Here is a 15369-nt window from a genome sequence, read left to right on the forward strand (position 1 = left end):
GATATTCATACCCATTTCATGCCGCGCAACGTACTCGACAAGGTGTGGGCGTACTTCGACTCGGCTGGCCCGAAGCTCGGCCGCGAGTGGCCGATCAACTACCGGGCTACCGAGCAGACTCGTGTCGACGGTCTGACGGCATTCGGCGTGCAGGCGTTCACCTCGATGATCTACGCGCACAAACCCGACATGGCCGCGTGGCTGAACTCGTGGGCGCTCGACTTCGCCGCGCGCGAACCCCGCTGCCTGCACACGTCGACCTTCTACCCCGAGCCGGACGCACCGGGCTACACCGCCGCGGCCATCGAGGCCGGCACGCGAATCTTCAAGGTGCACGTCCAGGTCGGCGACTTCTCCCCCGACGATCCGATGCTCACGCCGGTGTGGGGACTGGTCGAGGACTCGGGTCTGCCGGTCGTGATCCACTGCGGATCCGGTCCGGCACCCGGTCGCTTCACCGGGCCCGCGCCGGTCGCGAACGTATTGCGCGAGTTCCCGAAACTGCGGCTGATCGTCGCGCACATGGGGACGACGGAATACCTCGACTTCCTCGATCTCGCCGAGCGCTACGAAAACGTTGGTCTGGACACGACGATGTCGTTCACCGATTTCGCCGAGGAAGGCGCGCCGTATCCGCGCGAGGCGCTGCGGCGTGTGAAGGCAATCGGAGACAAGGTCTATTGGGGTTCGGACTATCCGAACATTCCGTACCCGTATGCGCACGGAATCGACGCCCTCATTCGCCTCGATCTCGGCGACGAATGGCTGCGCAAGGTGCTCTACGAAAACGCCGCCGCACTGTTCGGCCTGGAAAAGGCGTCGTAATGCTCACGCGCCTTCGCGATCTCACCCTGACTGAGCAGTCCGCGTCGGGCCACGATCACCTATCCGCCGCCAGCGGGATCGTCGTGCTCGGGACGCGCTTCTACATCGTCGGCGACGACGAGTGCAGCCTTGCGGTCTTCTCGTCGGAGAATGACGCGCCCGGCCGATTGGTCCGGCTGCTCCCCGAAGTCATGCCTGCCGATGCCGCGATGCGCAAGGCTGCGAAGCCCGACTTCGAGGTCTTGCTGCTACTACCCGCAGCGCAGGCGCCGAGCACGCTGCTAGCGCTCGGGTCGGGATCCACCGCGAACCGACGGCGTGGCGCGCTGGTCGGGCTCACCGACGGCGGCGAGGTACGCAGTGTCGACGTCCTCGACCTTTCGCGGTTGTACACGGCGATCGCGGCAGTGGTCGAGGAGGTCAATGTCGAAGGGGCGATTGCCCGAGACGACCGCCTGCTCGTCTTCAACCGCGGCAACGCCGCACATCCCGACAATGCGATCCTCGCCGTCGACCTCGCCCGTGTGCTGGCCGGAAAGCCGGTTGAGATCCTGGCGGCGAGCACCCTTCGCTTGCCGCATGTGAATGGTGTGCCGCTCTGCGTCACCGACGCTTGCTCGCTCGACGACGACACCATCGTCGTCGCGGCCGTTGCCGAAAGACACCTCCGACTCGTATCACGACGGCGCCCTCGTAGGGGCCGCGCTCGGCATCCTCAGCGCCGGCCACGGCTACGCGAGCGGACAAATTCGTCGCCGTAGCGAGCCGTCGTGGACATATCGTCCATCAGCGGTTCCAGGAGCGACGAATTTGTCGCATCACTCCCCGATGACGACGACGGCCTTGCCGCGAACCTTCCCCTCGTGCAGATCGTGCAGGGCCTGCGGCAGTTGAGCCAGCGTGTAGGTCGCATCGACGGGAGGCCGCATTCCGCCGTCGATCATCTCGATGAGTTCGTCGTGCAGCATCGCCGGCACATCCGGGTGGGTGCGGATGTATTCGCCCCACGCGGCGCCCACGATGTCGATGTTGCGGAACAGCACGCGATTGAGTTTGACGGTCGGGATGCCGCCCGCGGCGAACCCGATGACGACGTACCGGCCGTCCGGCGCGACGGTGCGCAGGGCGTCGTCGAAGACGTCGCCGCCGACGGGGTCGATCATCACGTCGACACCGCCGTCGGACAATGCCTTGACCTTGTCGCCCCAGCCCTCTTCGAGCTGTACGACTTCGTCGGCCCCGGCGTCGCGCAACATCTGCTCGGCACCGCGGCGGTGGACGATCGCGATGACCTTGGCGCCCATTTCCTTCGCGACGCGAATGGATGCGGCACCGACGCCGCCGGCCGCTCCGAGGACGCCGACGACCTCGCCCGGTGCGGTGTGCGCACGCAGCTTGAGCGCGAAGATCGCCGTCTGGAAGTTGATGCCCATCGCCGCGCCTTCGGCGAAGCTCAGGCCTTCCGGCTGCGGCAGGATCTGCTCGGGCACCGCCACCATCTGCTCGGCGAAGCCGCCGATCCCGGCGAACACCAGCACCTTGTCGCCGACCTGGTACCGCCCGCCCTCGGGCGCCTCGCGCACGACGCCGGCGACCTCGGTTCCCGGCGTGAACGGCAGCGGGGGACGCATCTGGTAGAGGCCGCGGCTCATCAGCAGGTCGGGGAAGCAGACACCGCAGGCCTTGATGTCGATGAGGTACTGTCCGGCACCCGGCTTCGGGTCGTCGACGTCGGCGAGTTCGAGGCCGCCGGGGCCGGATTCTTCACGCAGCAGCTGAGCCTTCATAGGGCCACCCTACGCGGTGGAACGTGTTCCAACTCCGGATACGATCAGGTTCATGGATTCCCCGACGACCCTCCCGTCGACACTCAGCCGAGAGCGGCTCGACGTGGCACAGGCGGCCCCCGGATTTCTCCCCCTCGACGAGGCGCTGGCACTCCACGAGGCAGCGGGAACCTTTGTCGCGCAACCAGACTCGGTCGGAATCGGCGTCGAGGTCGGCACGTACTGCGGCAAGTCGACGGTGTTTCTCGGGGCGGTGTCGGAGGCCCACGGCGCGCTGCTGGCAACGGTCGACCATCACCGCGGTTCCGAGGAGCATCAGCCGGGCTGGGAGTATCACGACGAGTCGCTGGTCGACCCGCACGCCGGCACCCTGGACACGTCGGCGCGGTTCCGCCGAACGATCTTCGATGCCGGCCTGGAGGACACCGTCATCGGGATCATCGCGTCGTCGACGATGGGCGCGCGGATGTGGGGCCGGGAGGTCGACTTCGTGTTCATCGACGGCGGCCACAGCATGGCGGCCGCGCAGAACGACTTCGACGGCTGGTCGCCGTGGGTGCGGATCGGTGGCGGACTGCTCATCCACGACGTCTTTCCCGATCCGGCCGACGGTGGCCGCCCGCCCTACGAGATCTACCGTCAGGCACTCGACAGCGGTCTGTTCGAGGAGGTCGCGGCGCACGGCTCGTTGCGCGTGCTCCAGCGCGTCGCCGCCGGCTGACCCTCGCGACGCCGAGTGCGGGGCGTCTCAGGATTCCGGGCACGGCTCGCGGAACGGGAGGTTGTGCGCCGCGGTGCGCCACTGCTCCTCGGTCAGCGTGCCGCCCGTCGCCGCACATACCCGGCGTGCCTGCGCTTCGTGGTCGATCTGCCACCACGCCAGCATCTGATGGCCGCCGACGAACACGCGGGACGACCCGGCGAAGGCGACGGTCCGCAGGAGCAGCGCGTCGGACTTCCCACCGAAACCGGTGCCCTCGTGCCGCGGATCCGACGGATCGTCGAGCGACCACAGCTCGGTGCCGCGATCGGTCCCGGCCGCCAGCCAGCGACCGTCTGCCGACCGCGACAACGAGGTCACCCTCGACGGCCGGGGGATGCGCCGGACCACCGTCGACGAGGAGCCGTCGACGCGCTGCACGACGATCGTCGAGTCGTCGGACCCGGTGTACACGAACCTGCCGTCGGCACTGAAGACCGCGCCGAGCACCATTCCCTGGTGGACCGTGTCGACGCTCGGACCGGTCGGCCGCGCCGGGTCGCCGATGGACCACCGGTACGTGCGGTGATCGGCTGAACCGACGACGATCGTCGAGTTGTCCGGGGAGAAGGCGGCCGATTCGACGAATCCGTCGACCCCCGACAGCCTGCCCAGCGGCCGGGGCGACGACGGGTCGCCCAACGACCAGAGCCGCAGCGACGAATCCGTGTCGGCGGTGACGAGCATCGACCCGCGCGGAGCGAACTCGACGAGCCCGACGTGCCGTGTTCCGGTCGGCAGGGTGCTGACCAGCCGCGGAGCCGCGCGGTCGGAGATGTCGTAGACGACGACCGTTCCCCCGCCTTCGAGAGCCGCGGCGAACAGCCTGCCGTCCGGGCTGACCGCCACATCGCTCGCCGCCTTCGCGCCGGGCAGCGCGATCGTCGACGCGAACCGGGGGCGGTCCCCATCGATCCGCCACACGGCTATCCGCAGCGATCCCGCGGTGACCACCACGGTGCCCATGGCGTCGGTGGCCGGGCGCCGAATCGGTGAGCGGTGTCCGGGGACGGGCGAATCGGGGAGGTTCCACGCACTGATCGTTCGTGCGCCTCCGGCGGTGAGCAGGGTGCCGTCGGCGAGGAAGTCGACGGCCATGATCCCGCCGCCGCCCGAGCGCATCTCGGAACCGATCTGTTGCAGCGGCTGGCGCTGCACAGCCGGATCCACCACGTCGGCGACCGCCCACCGCCGGGCCGCACCATCGAGGCCGCCGGTGACCAGCGTCTGCCCGTCAGCGGTGAAGTCCAGCGACCAGATCGCGTCGGGGTGCGCGTTCATGGTGAAGCCGACGAATCTGGGTGCACGCGGGTCGGTCAGGCCCCACACGCCGATCGTCCCGTTGTCGCGCCCGGCGGCGAGAACCCTGCCGTCGGGCGACACGGCGACCGAATGCCAGCCGATGCCCACACCGTCGCGCATCGTGGCCACTACGCGCGGCGAGGCGGTGTCACCGACGTCGACGACGAGCACCGCACCCCCGCTGGTCACGGCCGCGAGCAGCGACCCCGTCGGGCCGAACGCCAGACTCCGGACGGGACCGGAGTCGCCGTCGACCGTCCCGCGCGCCACGAATCCGCGGTCGGCGTCCCAGAGCGCGACCGTGCCGTTGTCGTGGCTGGTCGCGAGCACACGGCCGTCCGGACTGAACGCCAGGATGTACGCGGTCCCCGCACTGGGCGGAACCGCCAGCCTGTGCAACAGCGCCGGACGCGACGGGTCGGTGACGTCGAAGACGGCGATCGCTCCGTTGCCCGAAGCCACCGCCAGGCTGTTGCCGTCGGGACTGAACGCCACCGACGTGGCGAAATCCCCGACGATCACCGGCGTCGGATAGGGCCGCAGCCTGGGGCCCGCCCACAGTCGCACGGTCCGGTCGTAGCTGGCGGTGGCGATCAGCCCGCGCGTTCGGGCGACGACCAGGTCGTAGATCGGCCCGCGGTGCAGGCGCTCGCTGGAGCGCGGCAGCGGAAGGTCTTGGGTGCGCAGCACGCCGAAGCGGGCGTCGGAGTCATCCGGTCGCAGCCGCCACGCCGCCACGGACAGCTGCGCGGCCAGCCCCGGATCGGTGGATCTGGTCTGTTCGGCGGTGGCGAGGAGTTCGGCGAACCGCGCGTCGTCGCGCTGGTGACCGAGGGCCACATTGCCGGCGATGGCGATCCCCGCTGCCAGCATCGCGACGACCGCCAGCATCGCGATGGCCGTCTGGCGCAGCCGCCGGCGGCGAGCGGCGCGGTCGAGATGCCGGCCACTCGCGTCGAGGAAGTCTTTCGCGCGCGCCGGGAGCAGCGGATCGTCGGCGACGACCGCGCTGCGGTGGTAGCGGGCGTCGTCGTAGAGCTGGGCGTCGTCGCGACCGCTGGTCTCCCAGTCGTCGGCGTCGACGGTGACGCGCTGCAGGACCGGCTTGAGCACGCGCGACCGCTCGATCAGGTCGGCCATCCGCGGCCACTGGGTGAGCACGGCGTCGTGGATGAGGACGATGCCGCGGTCGCTGACGATCAGCAGTCGTGCCGCCGCGAGCTGCTCGACGATATGCGTGAGCGCGTCGTGGTCGGGGTCCACGGCGGCGATCCCCGGCGCGTCGAGCGGTACCCGCACGACGACGCGGTCGGCGGCGACGTGGACCAGCGCCAGCAGCAACCGCTCGGCGACCGGCTGCTCGTCGTCGGGCAAGGAGGTGAACGCGTCCTCGGCGGTGGCCGCGATGGCGGTGCCGACGCCCCCGAGCGCGCGGTACCCGGCGAGACTCAGCGACTCCCCGCGACGACGGGCCGCCATTTCGGCGAGCACATGGGCCAGCAGCGGAAGTTGCCCGGCGCGGTTGTCGGCGTCGGACGGTGAGGCCGAATGCAGATCGGCGATGATCCGCGCCGCCAGCCCCGGCTCGACGCGCAGTCCGGCGACACGGGCCGGTTTGACGATGATGTCGGCGAGTTGATCGTCGCTCATCGGTCCGACGATCAGCGAGCGGCGCTGCCAAGCGTGGGCCAGCACGTCGATCGCGGCGGCCCGTTCGTACATGTCGGCGCGGATGCCCAGCACGACCACGTGCCCCGGGGCGGCGGCGAGGTCCAGCATCCGAGCCACCGCGGCATCGATCTGTCCCGCGGTGAACCCGCCGACGAGCAGCCCCTCGCATTGGTCGACGGTGTGGATCCAAACGGTCGCGGAATCGTCGTCGTCCTCGGTCGCCATATCGGAGCCCTCGACGAGTTCGACCGCATAGCGAGCGTCGACCGCCCAGCGGTCGCCGTCGGACGCATGCCGCTGCAACAACCGCGCGACGCCGGCACCGAGCAGTGACGACTTTCCGGCACCGGATACCCCGGTCACGACGATCACCCGGTCGCGGGGCACGGCAGCCGCGGCCGCCTCGGCGATCAGCGCGCCGAACTCGTCGAGAACGTCGTCACGGCCGAAGAACACGTCGCGCTGTTCCGGCGCGAGCGGTGCCAACCCGACATAGGGCACGTCGACGTGCGGGCCGGGTGCGGGGATCGTCGACTCTCCCCCGTCGCGCGCCAGACTCCACCAGTGCCGCCATCTCGGTAGCGGCGGGACCTGCCGCTCGGGGTCGCGCATCTGCGCCCGCAGGATCAGCCACGTGAGGACCGGCTCGAGCGAGTCGAACGAGGCCGGCAGGTGCCGGCCGCGTCGCCAGTCGCTGATGCGCTGCACCGAGGCCGTCGGGGTCGACGGCGACAGCTTCGCCGCACCGCGCGAAACGGTCTCCAGGGTGGGCGAGCCGGCGGCGTCGAACAATGCCGTGAGCTGATGCGCGAAGCGACCGGTTGCCTCGCCAGATGCCTGGTTCACCCCCGAACCGTACCCAGCCGACCGTGCTTCCGGCGAACTGTGCGATCCGGTCCGGAAAACTGGGAAACGACGTCTGACCTGCTTTGACGCCCCCAATCTCCACCGGCCGAATATGCCGATGGTCCCTGCCGCCGGACAGTGATCGAAACAGCCCATTCGCCCGCTCGACAGCGGGCACCACGTGGAGGAACCCATGTTTCGCTCGGTGTTAGCCCGGATCGCCCCGTCGCGCCGCTGGACTCCAACCCGGCCACCAAGGAAGCGTTCATGACGGCCAAGACGTGGGCCCGCGTCACCGGACTCGACGAGAAGGGCGTGAGTGCCACGCTGACCCTCGGTTACCAGTTCGGCTACCCGGTGGCCATCGCCCCCGACGGGGTCGACATCACCATGCACACGCCCGACCTGAAGGTCATCGGCGGCATCGCCGCGAAGGTCAGTCCCGAGATCGGCGGCGAAATCGGTGCGCCGCCCAGCGCGTCGGGAAAGATCGGCGGCGAATTCGGCCCCGAGCTGGGTGCGGAAGCGACGATCATCCCGTCCACCGACGTGAGCTTCAGAGTCGCGCCGGGCAAGATCCAGGAGGTCGAGGCACTCAAGGTCACCATGACCAACCCGCGGTTCGCCATCGACTGGGACGGGATCCACTTGGCCGTGTACAACGCGGTCGGCCCGGTCACGGTCCGTCCCTTCGCGCGGATCCTGGTCACCACGAAAGCCGGCGTCTACCAGGTGGTCGCGCTGGGGGTTCCGCGGCAGGTCTGACAACAATCATCGCCGGGTCTGCAGAGAGGCCGTGAGACCGGTAGCGACGCGTCAAGCCGTCGCGGCGTCGAACCGCTGCGGCAGCGGCAGGTTCCCGACGCCGCTGACCCGCACCTCGCCGAGCCCCTGCCAGGCCGCCGCTTGGGCGAGCAGTTCCACGGCGGCCTCTACGGTGCGGGCCGGCGCGCGTTCCTCCTGCCAGGCCGCCTGCACCAGTAGGGCCCGGCCGCTCCGATCGGCCTTCAGGTCGATCCGACCGGCGAGACGCCCGCTCACCATCAACGGCAGGCAGTAGTAGCCGTACTTGCGCTTCTCCTTGGGCGTGTAGATCTCGATGCGGTAGTGGAAGTCGAACATGCGCTCGGCGCGCGGTCGGAACCACACGACCGGGTCGAACGGGGTGAGCAGCGCATCGGGTGCCAGCCGGCCGGGCACGCGCGCGTCGCGGTGCAGCCATGCCGGCTCGGGTTTGCCCGCCGCGTTCGTCCATCCCGCAACCCGCACCGGAAGCAGAAGCCCTTCGGCTTCGAGTTCCCCAACGACCAGGCGCGCATCGGCCGTCTTGAGCCGGTGGTAGTCGGCGAGGTCGGCCAGCGTCGCGACGCCGAGGGAAAGCGCGGCGCGCTCGACGAGTAGCCGGTGGGCGTCGTCGCGGGCGACCGGGACGAGTGCCTCCGCCGGCAGCACGTCCTCGGCGAGCGCGTATCGGCGCTGGAACCCTTCCCTCCCGGCCGAGGCGACCTCGCCCCAGGCGAAGAGGAGTTCGACGGCTCGTTTCGTCTCGCTCCAATCCCACCACGGTCCGCGGTTGTCGCGCGGCCCCTCCTCGAGTTCGCGCACGAACTGCGGACCGCCGTCGGCCAGTTGGGCCCGCACCCGCTGCAGCGTCGACGACAACGCGCCGGCGCGGCCTTCGCGCCGATGCCGCTCCCGGTACTCCGCCATCCGCCACCCGAACAGCCCACGGTCCCGTACCGGCACGAAGGCTGCCTCGTGGGCCCAGTATTCGGTGAATTCGCCGCTGCGCCACAGATGACGGTCGAGAGCATCGGGGTCGTATTGCCCGTGCCGGGAGAAGACCGGCAAATAGTGGCTGCGCGCGAACACGTTGACCGAGTCGATCTGCAGCACGTGGAGCCGATCGAGGGACGGATCGAACGGCCGGCGCTTGCGCAGTCGCGGTGTGTTGGCGAATCCCTGTGCGGCCAGCGCGACGCGACGAGCCTCGGCAGCGCTCAGCGACGAACTCATGGGCCCACGCTATCGGCACACCCCGACAAGACTGCCGACCGCGTGGGCGGTCTCAGGCGGAGACGGGGGCCAAGCCGAGCTTGCCGGCCAGCTTCGCCAAGTAGCCCGACGCGCGTTCGACGGAGTCGTCCGGCAGCCCGTACAGCACGGTCGTCACGCCCAGGTCACGCCACTTCTCCAGCTTCTCCGGTACGGGCTTGAAGTCGAGCACGACGATCTGCGGGTCGCCGTCTCGGCCGGCGTCGGACCAGATCTGCTTGAGCAGATCGACCGAACCCTCGATGTCGGTTTCGCCGGGAGTCGTGATCCAGCCGTCGGCGCTACGGGCGATCCACTTGAAGTTCTTCTCGTTGCCGGCCGCGCCGACCAGCACCGGGATGTGCGCCTGCGTCGACTTCGGCCATGCCCAGCTGGGACCGAACTTCACGAACTCGCCGTCGAATTCGGCTTCTTCCTGCGTCCACAGGGCGCGCATCGCCTCGAGGTACTCGCGCAGCATCGTCCGCCGGCGCTTGGGCGGCACATTGTGGTCGGCCAGCTCGTCGAGATTCCAGCCGAACCCGACGCCGAGCGTGACGCGCCCACCGGAGATGTGGTCGAGGGTCGCAATGGTCTTCGCCAAGGTGATCGGGTCGGACTGCACGGGCAGTGCGACGGCGGTCGCCAACCGGATCCGCTCGGTCACCGCCGCGGCGGCGGCGAGGGTGGTCCACGGATCGAGCGTGCGCATGTAGCGGTCGTCGGGGAGTTCCGACGTGCCGGTTCCCGGGTGTGCGGCGTCGCGCCGGGTCGGGATATGACCGTGCTCGGGCACGTAGTACGACGCGAAGCCGGCCTGCTCGATCAACGGAGCCAGGACGTGCGGCGGCAATCCGCGGTCGCTGGTGAACTGCACGATTCCGAACTCCATCGGACGCCTCCTGGACAGGTGTCTAGTTCAGAAAACTGTAACACGTTCTAGTGCGAGTTGGCATGGGGTCTCGATACACCCTGCTCGGCTAGCGCCTCGCCGGCACTCGACCACCAAAACACCGACCGTCTTCCAATGGGCGGCCGTCCTCAATGGGCGACCGTCCTCAATGGGCGGCCGTCTTCAATGGGTGGTCGAGTGCCGACGGAGCTTGCGACGTCGGTGTATCGAGACCCCCGCATCCCGAACATGCCGGCTCAGCGGGCGCCTCACCAGGCGCTCGACCCACCGGGTCTCGATACGCCGGCTCGGCTAGCGCCTCGCCGGCACTCGACCACCAAAAGACCGACCGCCTTCAAATGGGTTGCCGTCGTCAATGGGCGACTGTCCTCAATGGGCGGCGGTCCTCAATGGGTGGTCGAGTGACCGCGACGAAGGAGCGGTTGTATCGAGACCACGCAACCCGAACATGCCGGCTCAGCGGACGGGCGCCGCCTGGCGAACATCGCGGAAGACACCGTTTCCGCCGGAGCAGCGGCTCAGCGCGTCGACCGCCAGCACGACGGCGGCTGAGGTCCAGCAACTCTTCTCGACCGGCCAGCGCTTGCCGTCGGCGTACACCAGCCCGGTCCAGTACGAGCCGTCCGGATCGCGCAGATGCCCGATGTCCTCGACGAGCGTGACCGCCTCGTCGCGACGGCCGATCGCTTCCAGCGCCAAGGCCAGCTCGCTCGTCTCCGCGCCGGTCACCCACGGTCGGTGGTCGATGCAGCGGATGCCTTTGCCCTCGACGACGAATTCTTCCCAGCGCAAATCGATCAGCGCGTGGGCCGCATCGCCACGGACCGCGCCGCCCAGCACCGGGTAGTACCAGTCCATCGAGTGCGCCGACGGCTCGACGAAGACCCCCGGCACGACGCCGTCGGGTGCCGAGCCGACCTCGGCGAACACCGCGTCGAAGGCCCGCGCGAGCGCGGCTTGCGCCTTCGACCACCGGCTCGCCTCGGCGTCGGCGCCCATCTCCCGAGCGATGCTCACCGCGCAGTCCAACGACTGCAGGATGCTGGCGTTGCCGGTGAGCAGCGCCTCGTCGAACATGGCGAAACTCTGTCCGTCGGCGGCCCAGCGGAACGCGCCGTCGGCACGGGCGAACCGGCACACGAGATCGATCGCCGCCCGCACAGTCGGCCACATCTCGACGAGGAAATCGCGATCACCCGTCACGAGGCGGTGGTGCCACACACCGACGGCGATGTACGCGCAGAAGTTGCTGTCGATTCCGCCGTCGACGACCCGGCCCTGCCGGTACTCGATCGGCCACGATCCGTCCGGCCGCTGCTCGCGCGCCGACCACCGATACGCGGCAACGGCCTCGTCGACGAGGCCGGTCACCGATAGCGCCATCGCCGACTCGACGTGATCCCACGGATCGGTCTTGCCGCCGGGGAACCACGGCAGCGCGCCGGAGGGCTCCTGCATCGCGGCGATCGCGGCACCGGTGGCGGCGACCTGATCCGCAGTCAGGACGCCACGCAGCTCCGGAAGCTCGAAACCCACTGTTAGAGCGGCTTTTCCAGGTACAGGATGACCGACTTGCCGATCACCGGGTTGAGCATCCGCTCGGCGGTGCGGGTCAGCGCGGGCGCCTTCATCATGTCCCAGACGAGCAGTTGGTGATAGCCGCGGACGAGCGGGTTGCGCTCGTTGTCGACGCCCACTGCGCACTTGATCCACCAGTACGGCGCGTGCAGCGCGTGCGCGTGGCCGGTGCCCGTGACCGTCAAACCCGCCGCGGTCAGCTTCGACGCCAGCTCCGAGGCGCGATAGATGCGGACGTGCCCGCCCTCCACCTCGTGATACTCGTCGCTCAGCGCCCAGCACACCTTTTCCGGCCAGTACCGCGGGACGGTCACCGCGGCCCGGCCGCCCGGCTTGAGCACACGGACCATCTCGGCGATCGCCGCGTCGTCGGCCGGCACGTGCTCGAGGATCTCCGACATCAGCACGACGTCGAAGGAGTCGTCGCCGTACGGGAGGTGCAGCGCGTCGCCCACCTCCGCGCGGGCCTTCGCCGACGCGGGGACCTGCTTTTCGGCGATCATCGCGTCGAACATCTCCCCGACGTCGCTCATGTCCGATTCGGACTGGTCGAATGCGATGACGTCGGCGCCGCGCCGGAACATCTCGAACGAATGCCGGCCTTGACCGGCGCCGATGTCGATGGCGGCGGTATCGGGACCGACTCGAAGCCGGTCGAAGTCCACGGTCAGCACTAGCCTTCTCCTTCTCCGACGGCTGCGGCGCCGGCCTGGTCGATGGCGCGTTGGTACTGCGCGACGGTTTTCGCCGCGACGGCCGCCCAACTGAAGTTCTCCTCGACGCGCTTACGTGCCGCGGCGCCGAGTTCGGCGCGGGCCTGCTCGTCGTCGAGCAGCCGCAGCAGTTCCTGGGCGATGGCGCCGGAGTCGCGCGGCGGCACCAGTACCGCGCCCGCGCCCTCCCCCTCGCCGACGACCTCGGGAATCGCCCCGGCGCGCGTCGCGATCAGCGGGGTGCCACAGCTCATCGCCTCGACGGCGGGTAACGAGAACCCCTCGTACAGCGACGGCACGCAGGCGACTTCCGCCGTGGCGAGCAGTTCGGCGAGCTCCTCGTCGTCGATGCCGTTGACGACGCGGACGTGGTCGCGGATCGACAGCTGCTCGATGAGCCGCGCCGACGGTCCGGCCGGGTCCAGCTTGGACACCAGTGTCAGTTCGACGGGGCGTTCGGCGGCCACCTTGGCGATCGCCTCCAACAGGTAAGAGACGCCCTTGAGCGGCGCGTCGGCGCTGGCGACGCAGACGACGCGGCCGGGCACCCGGGCAGCCGTGCCGGATTCCCCTCGGTCCGCCCGACTGGGCGGCCGGAACAATTCGGTGTCGACGCCGAGCGGGATGGTCGCCAGCCGGCCGATCGGGATGTTGAACGCCTTGCGCGTATCGACCTCGCTGCTGCGAGACACGGTGAGCAGCACCGGGATTCGCCGCGCCACTCGCCCTTGCATGGCCAAGAACGAATGCCAGCGCGCCGCGGTGATCTTGCGCCACCCCTTGGCCGCCTTGACCGCCAGCGCGCGGTCGCGGGTGATCGGGTGATGGATGGTCGCGACGAGCGGAAAGCCCATCTTCGGCAGCCGCAGCAGACCGTAGCCGAGGCTCTGGTTGTCGTGAACGATGTCGAAGTCGCCGCGACGCTGCTCCAGCAGGCGCGCCACGCGCAGGCTGAACGTGAGCGGTTCGCCGAAGGCGGCGGTCCACATCTGCCCGACCTCGATCGCGTCGATCCAGTCGCGGTACTCGCCGAGCCGCGGGGTGCGGAACGGTTCGGGCTCGCCGTACAGGTCGAGACTGGGCACCTTCGTCAGACGCACACCGGCGTCGATCGCCGCCTGGTCGAGATCCGGATAGGGCTGGCCGGAGAAGATCTCGACGTCGTGACCGAGCAACGCGAGTTCTCGCGAAAGATGGCGCACGTAGACGCCTTGACCGCCGCAGTGGGGTTTGCTCCGGTAGGAGAGCAGCGCAATCCTCACGAGCCCGCCGCTTCCGCTGCCGCTTCGAGCGCGGAGACGTCGGTGATCTTGAGTCGCGGCCGGCCCGCCTCGCGGCCGGCCGACTTCTCTGCCGCATCGATGTTCTTCCACCCGGCCAGGTCGATCAGGTTGGCGCCGCGCTCGACGATCAGCTTCTCGACCTCCTCGCGCGAGGCCGCCGGGTCGGTCAGCTTCTCGTCGATGAAGTCGGCGAGAACCGCCTCCGCGGTCTCCTCGCCGCACAGCCGGTTGCGCCCGATGCCGCCGGTCGCACCGCGCTTGATCCATCCGGTGACGTAGACGCCGGCCATCGGCGAATCGCCGTCGAGGACGCGGCCGGCGTCGTTGGGGACGACGCCGCGCGCATCGTCGAACGGCAGATCGGGCACCGCCGCCGCGTGGCCCTTGTAGCCGATCGAGCGCAGCACCAGCCCGGTGTCGATGGTGTCGGTCTCGTCGGTCGGTGTGACCGAAACCCGTTCCGACTCTTCGTCATACGCGTTCTTCACAATCGTCATCGACGCCACCTTATCGTCGCCGTCGAGCGATACCGGCGACGCGAGGAAGCGAAACACGATGCGCCGGTTACCTTCGGTGGCCGGTCGCTGCGAGAACTCCTGCGCCAGGCGCACTTTGGTCGCAACCGTCGAGTCGAGCTCATCGGAGTCGGCAGCGTCCTGCGACGCCGGGTCGAGCACGAGGTTGTCGGGGTCGATGATCACGTCGACGCCCTCGACGTCGCCGAGCGCGAGGAACTCGCTGTTGGTGTACGCCCCCTGCGCGACGCCGCGGCGGCCGAGGATCACGACCTCGCGGATGTTCGACTCGCGCAGCTTCGCCAGTGCGTGCTCGGCGATGTCGGTTTTCGCCAGGTCGTCGGGATCGGTGACCAGGATGCGCGCCACGTCGAGAGCGACGTTGCCGTTGCCGACGACGACCGCCCGTTCACTGGACAGGTCGACGTCGAGGTCGGTGTAGTCGGGGTGACCGTTGTACCAGGCGACGAACTCGGTGGCCGAGATCGAACCGGGCAGGTCCTCGCCGGGAATGCCCAGGCGCCGGTCGGTGGCGGCGCCGACCGCGTAGACGACGGCGTGGTAGCGCTCCGCCAGCTCGGCGTGCGTGATGTCCTGCCCGACCTTCACATTGAGGAAATAGTTGAAGTTCTTCTTGTTGGCGGTCGAGGCGTAGCCGCGCTCGACGAGTTTGGTCGCCGGGTGGTCGGGTGCGACGCCGAAGCGGACCAGCCCGTGAGGCGTGGGCAGACGGTCGAAGACGTCGACCGTGACGGTCGGCTTCCGGACGAGGACCTCGGCGGCGTACAGCGCGGCCGGGCCGGCGCCGACGATGGCAACGTGCAGGGGCTTGTCGGGCAGCGGCGGCGCCTTCTTCGGCGGCACGAGCCCGCCGTCGACGTCGTGATCCTTGTAGTAGTCGGCGTTGATCTGGAGGTAGGGCTCGTCTTTCGCCGCCAGCTGGTCGTCGGGGAAGATGGCCTCGACGGGGCACTCGTCGATGCAGGCACCGCAATCGATGCAGGTCTCCGGGTCGATGTAGAGCTGCTCGGCGGTGAGAAACTCGGGCTCGTCGGGCGTGGGGTGGATACAGTTGACCGGACAGACGCTTACGCAGCTGCCATCGTTACAGCACGGCCGAGTGATAACGTGCGCCATCTGGT

Annotated in this window: 12 protein-coding genes; 4 read left to right on the top strand and 8 right to left on the bottom strand. The window is 69.2% G+C overall.

Annotated elements, in window-relative coordinates:
* Positions 1–825 (top strand): amidohydrolase family protein (locus GOARA_RS04510; RefSeq protein WP_007321115.1); only part of this gene is annotated, 825 nt, incomplete at its 5' end.
* A complete protein-coding gene (locus tag GOARA_RS04515) occupies positions 825–1586 on the top strand; it encodes a DUF6929 family protein (protein ID WP_007321116.1) in 762 nt (253 codons plus the stop codon). The genes GOARA_RS04510 and GOARA_RS04515, both read left to right, overlap by 1 nt.
* A gap of 57 nt (positions 1587–1643) precedes the next feature.
* Here GOARA_RS04515 and GOARA_RS04520 read toward each other — a convergent pair whose 3' ends face one another.
* Complete coding sequence (locus tag GOARA_RS04520) at positions 1644–2612, bottom strand: NADPH:quinone oxidoreductase family protein (RefSeq protein ID WP_007321117.1); 969 nt, start codon at positions 2610–2612, stop codon at positions 1644–1646.
* 52 nt (positions 2613–2664) lie between these two features.
* Between GOARA_RS04520 and GOARA_RS04525 the strand changes: the two genes are divergently transcribed.
* On the top strand, positions 2665–3333 hold the full coding sequence (locus tag GOARA_RS04525; RefSeq protein ID WP_007321118.1) for a class I SAM-dependent methyltransferase: 669 nt from the start codon (positions 2665–2667) through the stop codon (positions 3331–3333).
* A gap of 27 nt (positions 3334–3360) precedes the next feature.
* Here GOARA_RS04525 and GOARA_RS04530 read toward each other — a convergent pair whose 3' ends face one another.
* Positions 3361–7191, bottom strand: a complete 3831-nt coding sequence (locus GOARA_RS04530; protein ID WP_007321119.1) for a WD40 repeat domain-containing protein — start codon at positions 7189–7191, stop codon at positions 3361–3363.
* A gap of 138 nt (positions 7192–7329) precedes the next feature.
* On the opposite strand from GOARA_RS04530, the gene GOARA_RS04535 reads away from it, so the two are divergent.
* Positions 7330–7956, top strand: a complete 627-nt coding sequence (locus GOARA_RS04535) for an MspA family porin (RefSeq protein ID WP_083834774.1) — start codon at positions 7330–7332, stop codon at positions 7954–7956.
* 51 nt (positions 7957–8007) lie between these two features.
* Here GOARA_RS04535 and GOARA_RS04540 read toward each other — a convergent pair whose 3' ends face one another.
* The 6 genes from GOARA_RS04540 to GOARA_RS04565 form a co-directional block, all read right to left on the bottom strand.
* The gene (locus GOARA_RS04540; protein ID WP_007321121.1) at positions 8008–9207 is read right to left on the bottom strand and encodes a winged helix-turn-helix domain-containing protein; all 1200 of its coding nucleotides are present in this window, start codon (positions 9205–9207) and stop codon (positions 8008–8010) included.
* 52 nt (positions 9208–9259) lie between these two features.
* Positions 9260–10117 carry an LLM class F420-dependent oxidoreductase gene (locus tag GOARA_RS04545; protein WP_007321122.1) on the bottom strand — a complete coding sequence of 286 codons (858 nt, stop codon included), beginning with the start codon at positions 10115–10117 and terminating at the stop codon, positions 9260–9262.
* A gap of 477 nt (positions 10118–10594) precedes the next feature.
* Positions 10595–11674 carry a glucosidase family protein gene (locus GOARA_RS04550; protein ID WP_007321123.1) on the bottom strand — a complete coding sequence of 360 codons (1080 nt, stop codon included), beginning with the start codon at positions 11672–11674 and terminating at the stop codon, positions 10595–10597.
* Positions 11675–11676: 2 nt separating this feature from the next.
* Positions 11677–12390, bottom strand: coding sequence for a class I SAM-dependent methyltransferase (locus tag GOARA_RS04555; protein ID WP_007321124.1), 714 nt, complete (start codon positions 12388–12390; stop codon positions 11677–11679).
* Positions 12390–13691, bottom strand: a complete 1302-nt coding sequence (locus tag GOARA_RS04560) for a glycosyltransferase family 4 protein (RefSeq protein ID WP_007321125.1) — start codon at positions 13689–13691, stop codon at positions 12390–12392. The genes GOARA_RS04555 and GOARA_RS04560 overlap by 1 nt, the downstream gene beginning before the upstream one ends.
* Positions 13688–15364: an FAD-dependent oxidoreductase gene (locus tag GOARA_RS04565; protein ID WP_007321126.1), complete on the bottom strand. Its 1677-nt coding sequence runs from the start codon at positions 15362–15364 to the stop codon at positions 13688–13690. Before GOARA_RS04565 ends, GOARA_RS04560 begins: the two co-directional genes overlap by 4 nt.
* Between the last annotated feature and the right edge of the window lie 5 nt (positions 15365–15369).

The sequence above is a fragment of the Gordonia araii NBRC 100433 genome, assembly GCF_000241265.1.
In the GTDB taxonomy this organism is placed as follows: Bacteria; Actinomycetota; Actinomycetes; order Mycobacteriales; family Mycobacteriaceae; genus Gordonia; species Gordonia araii.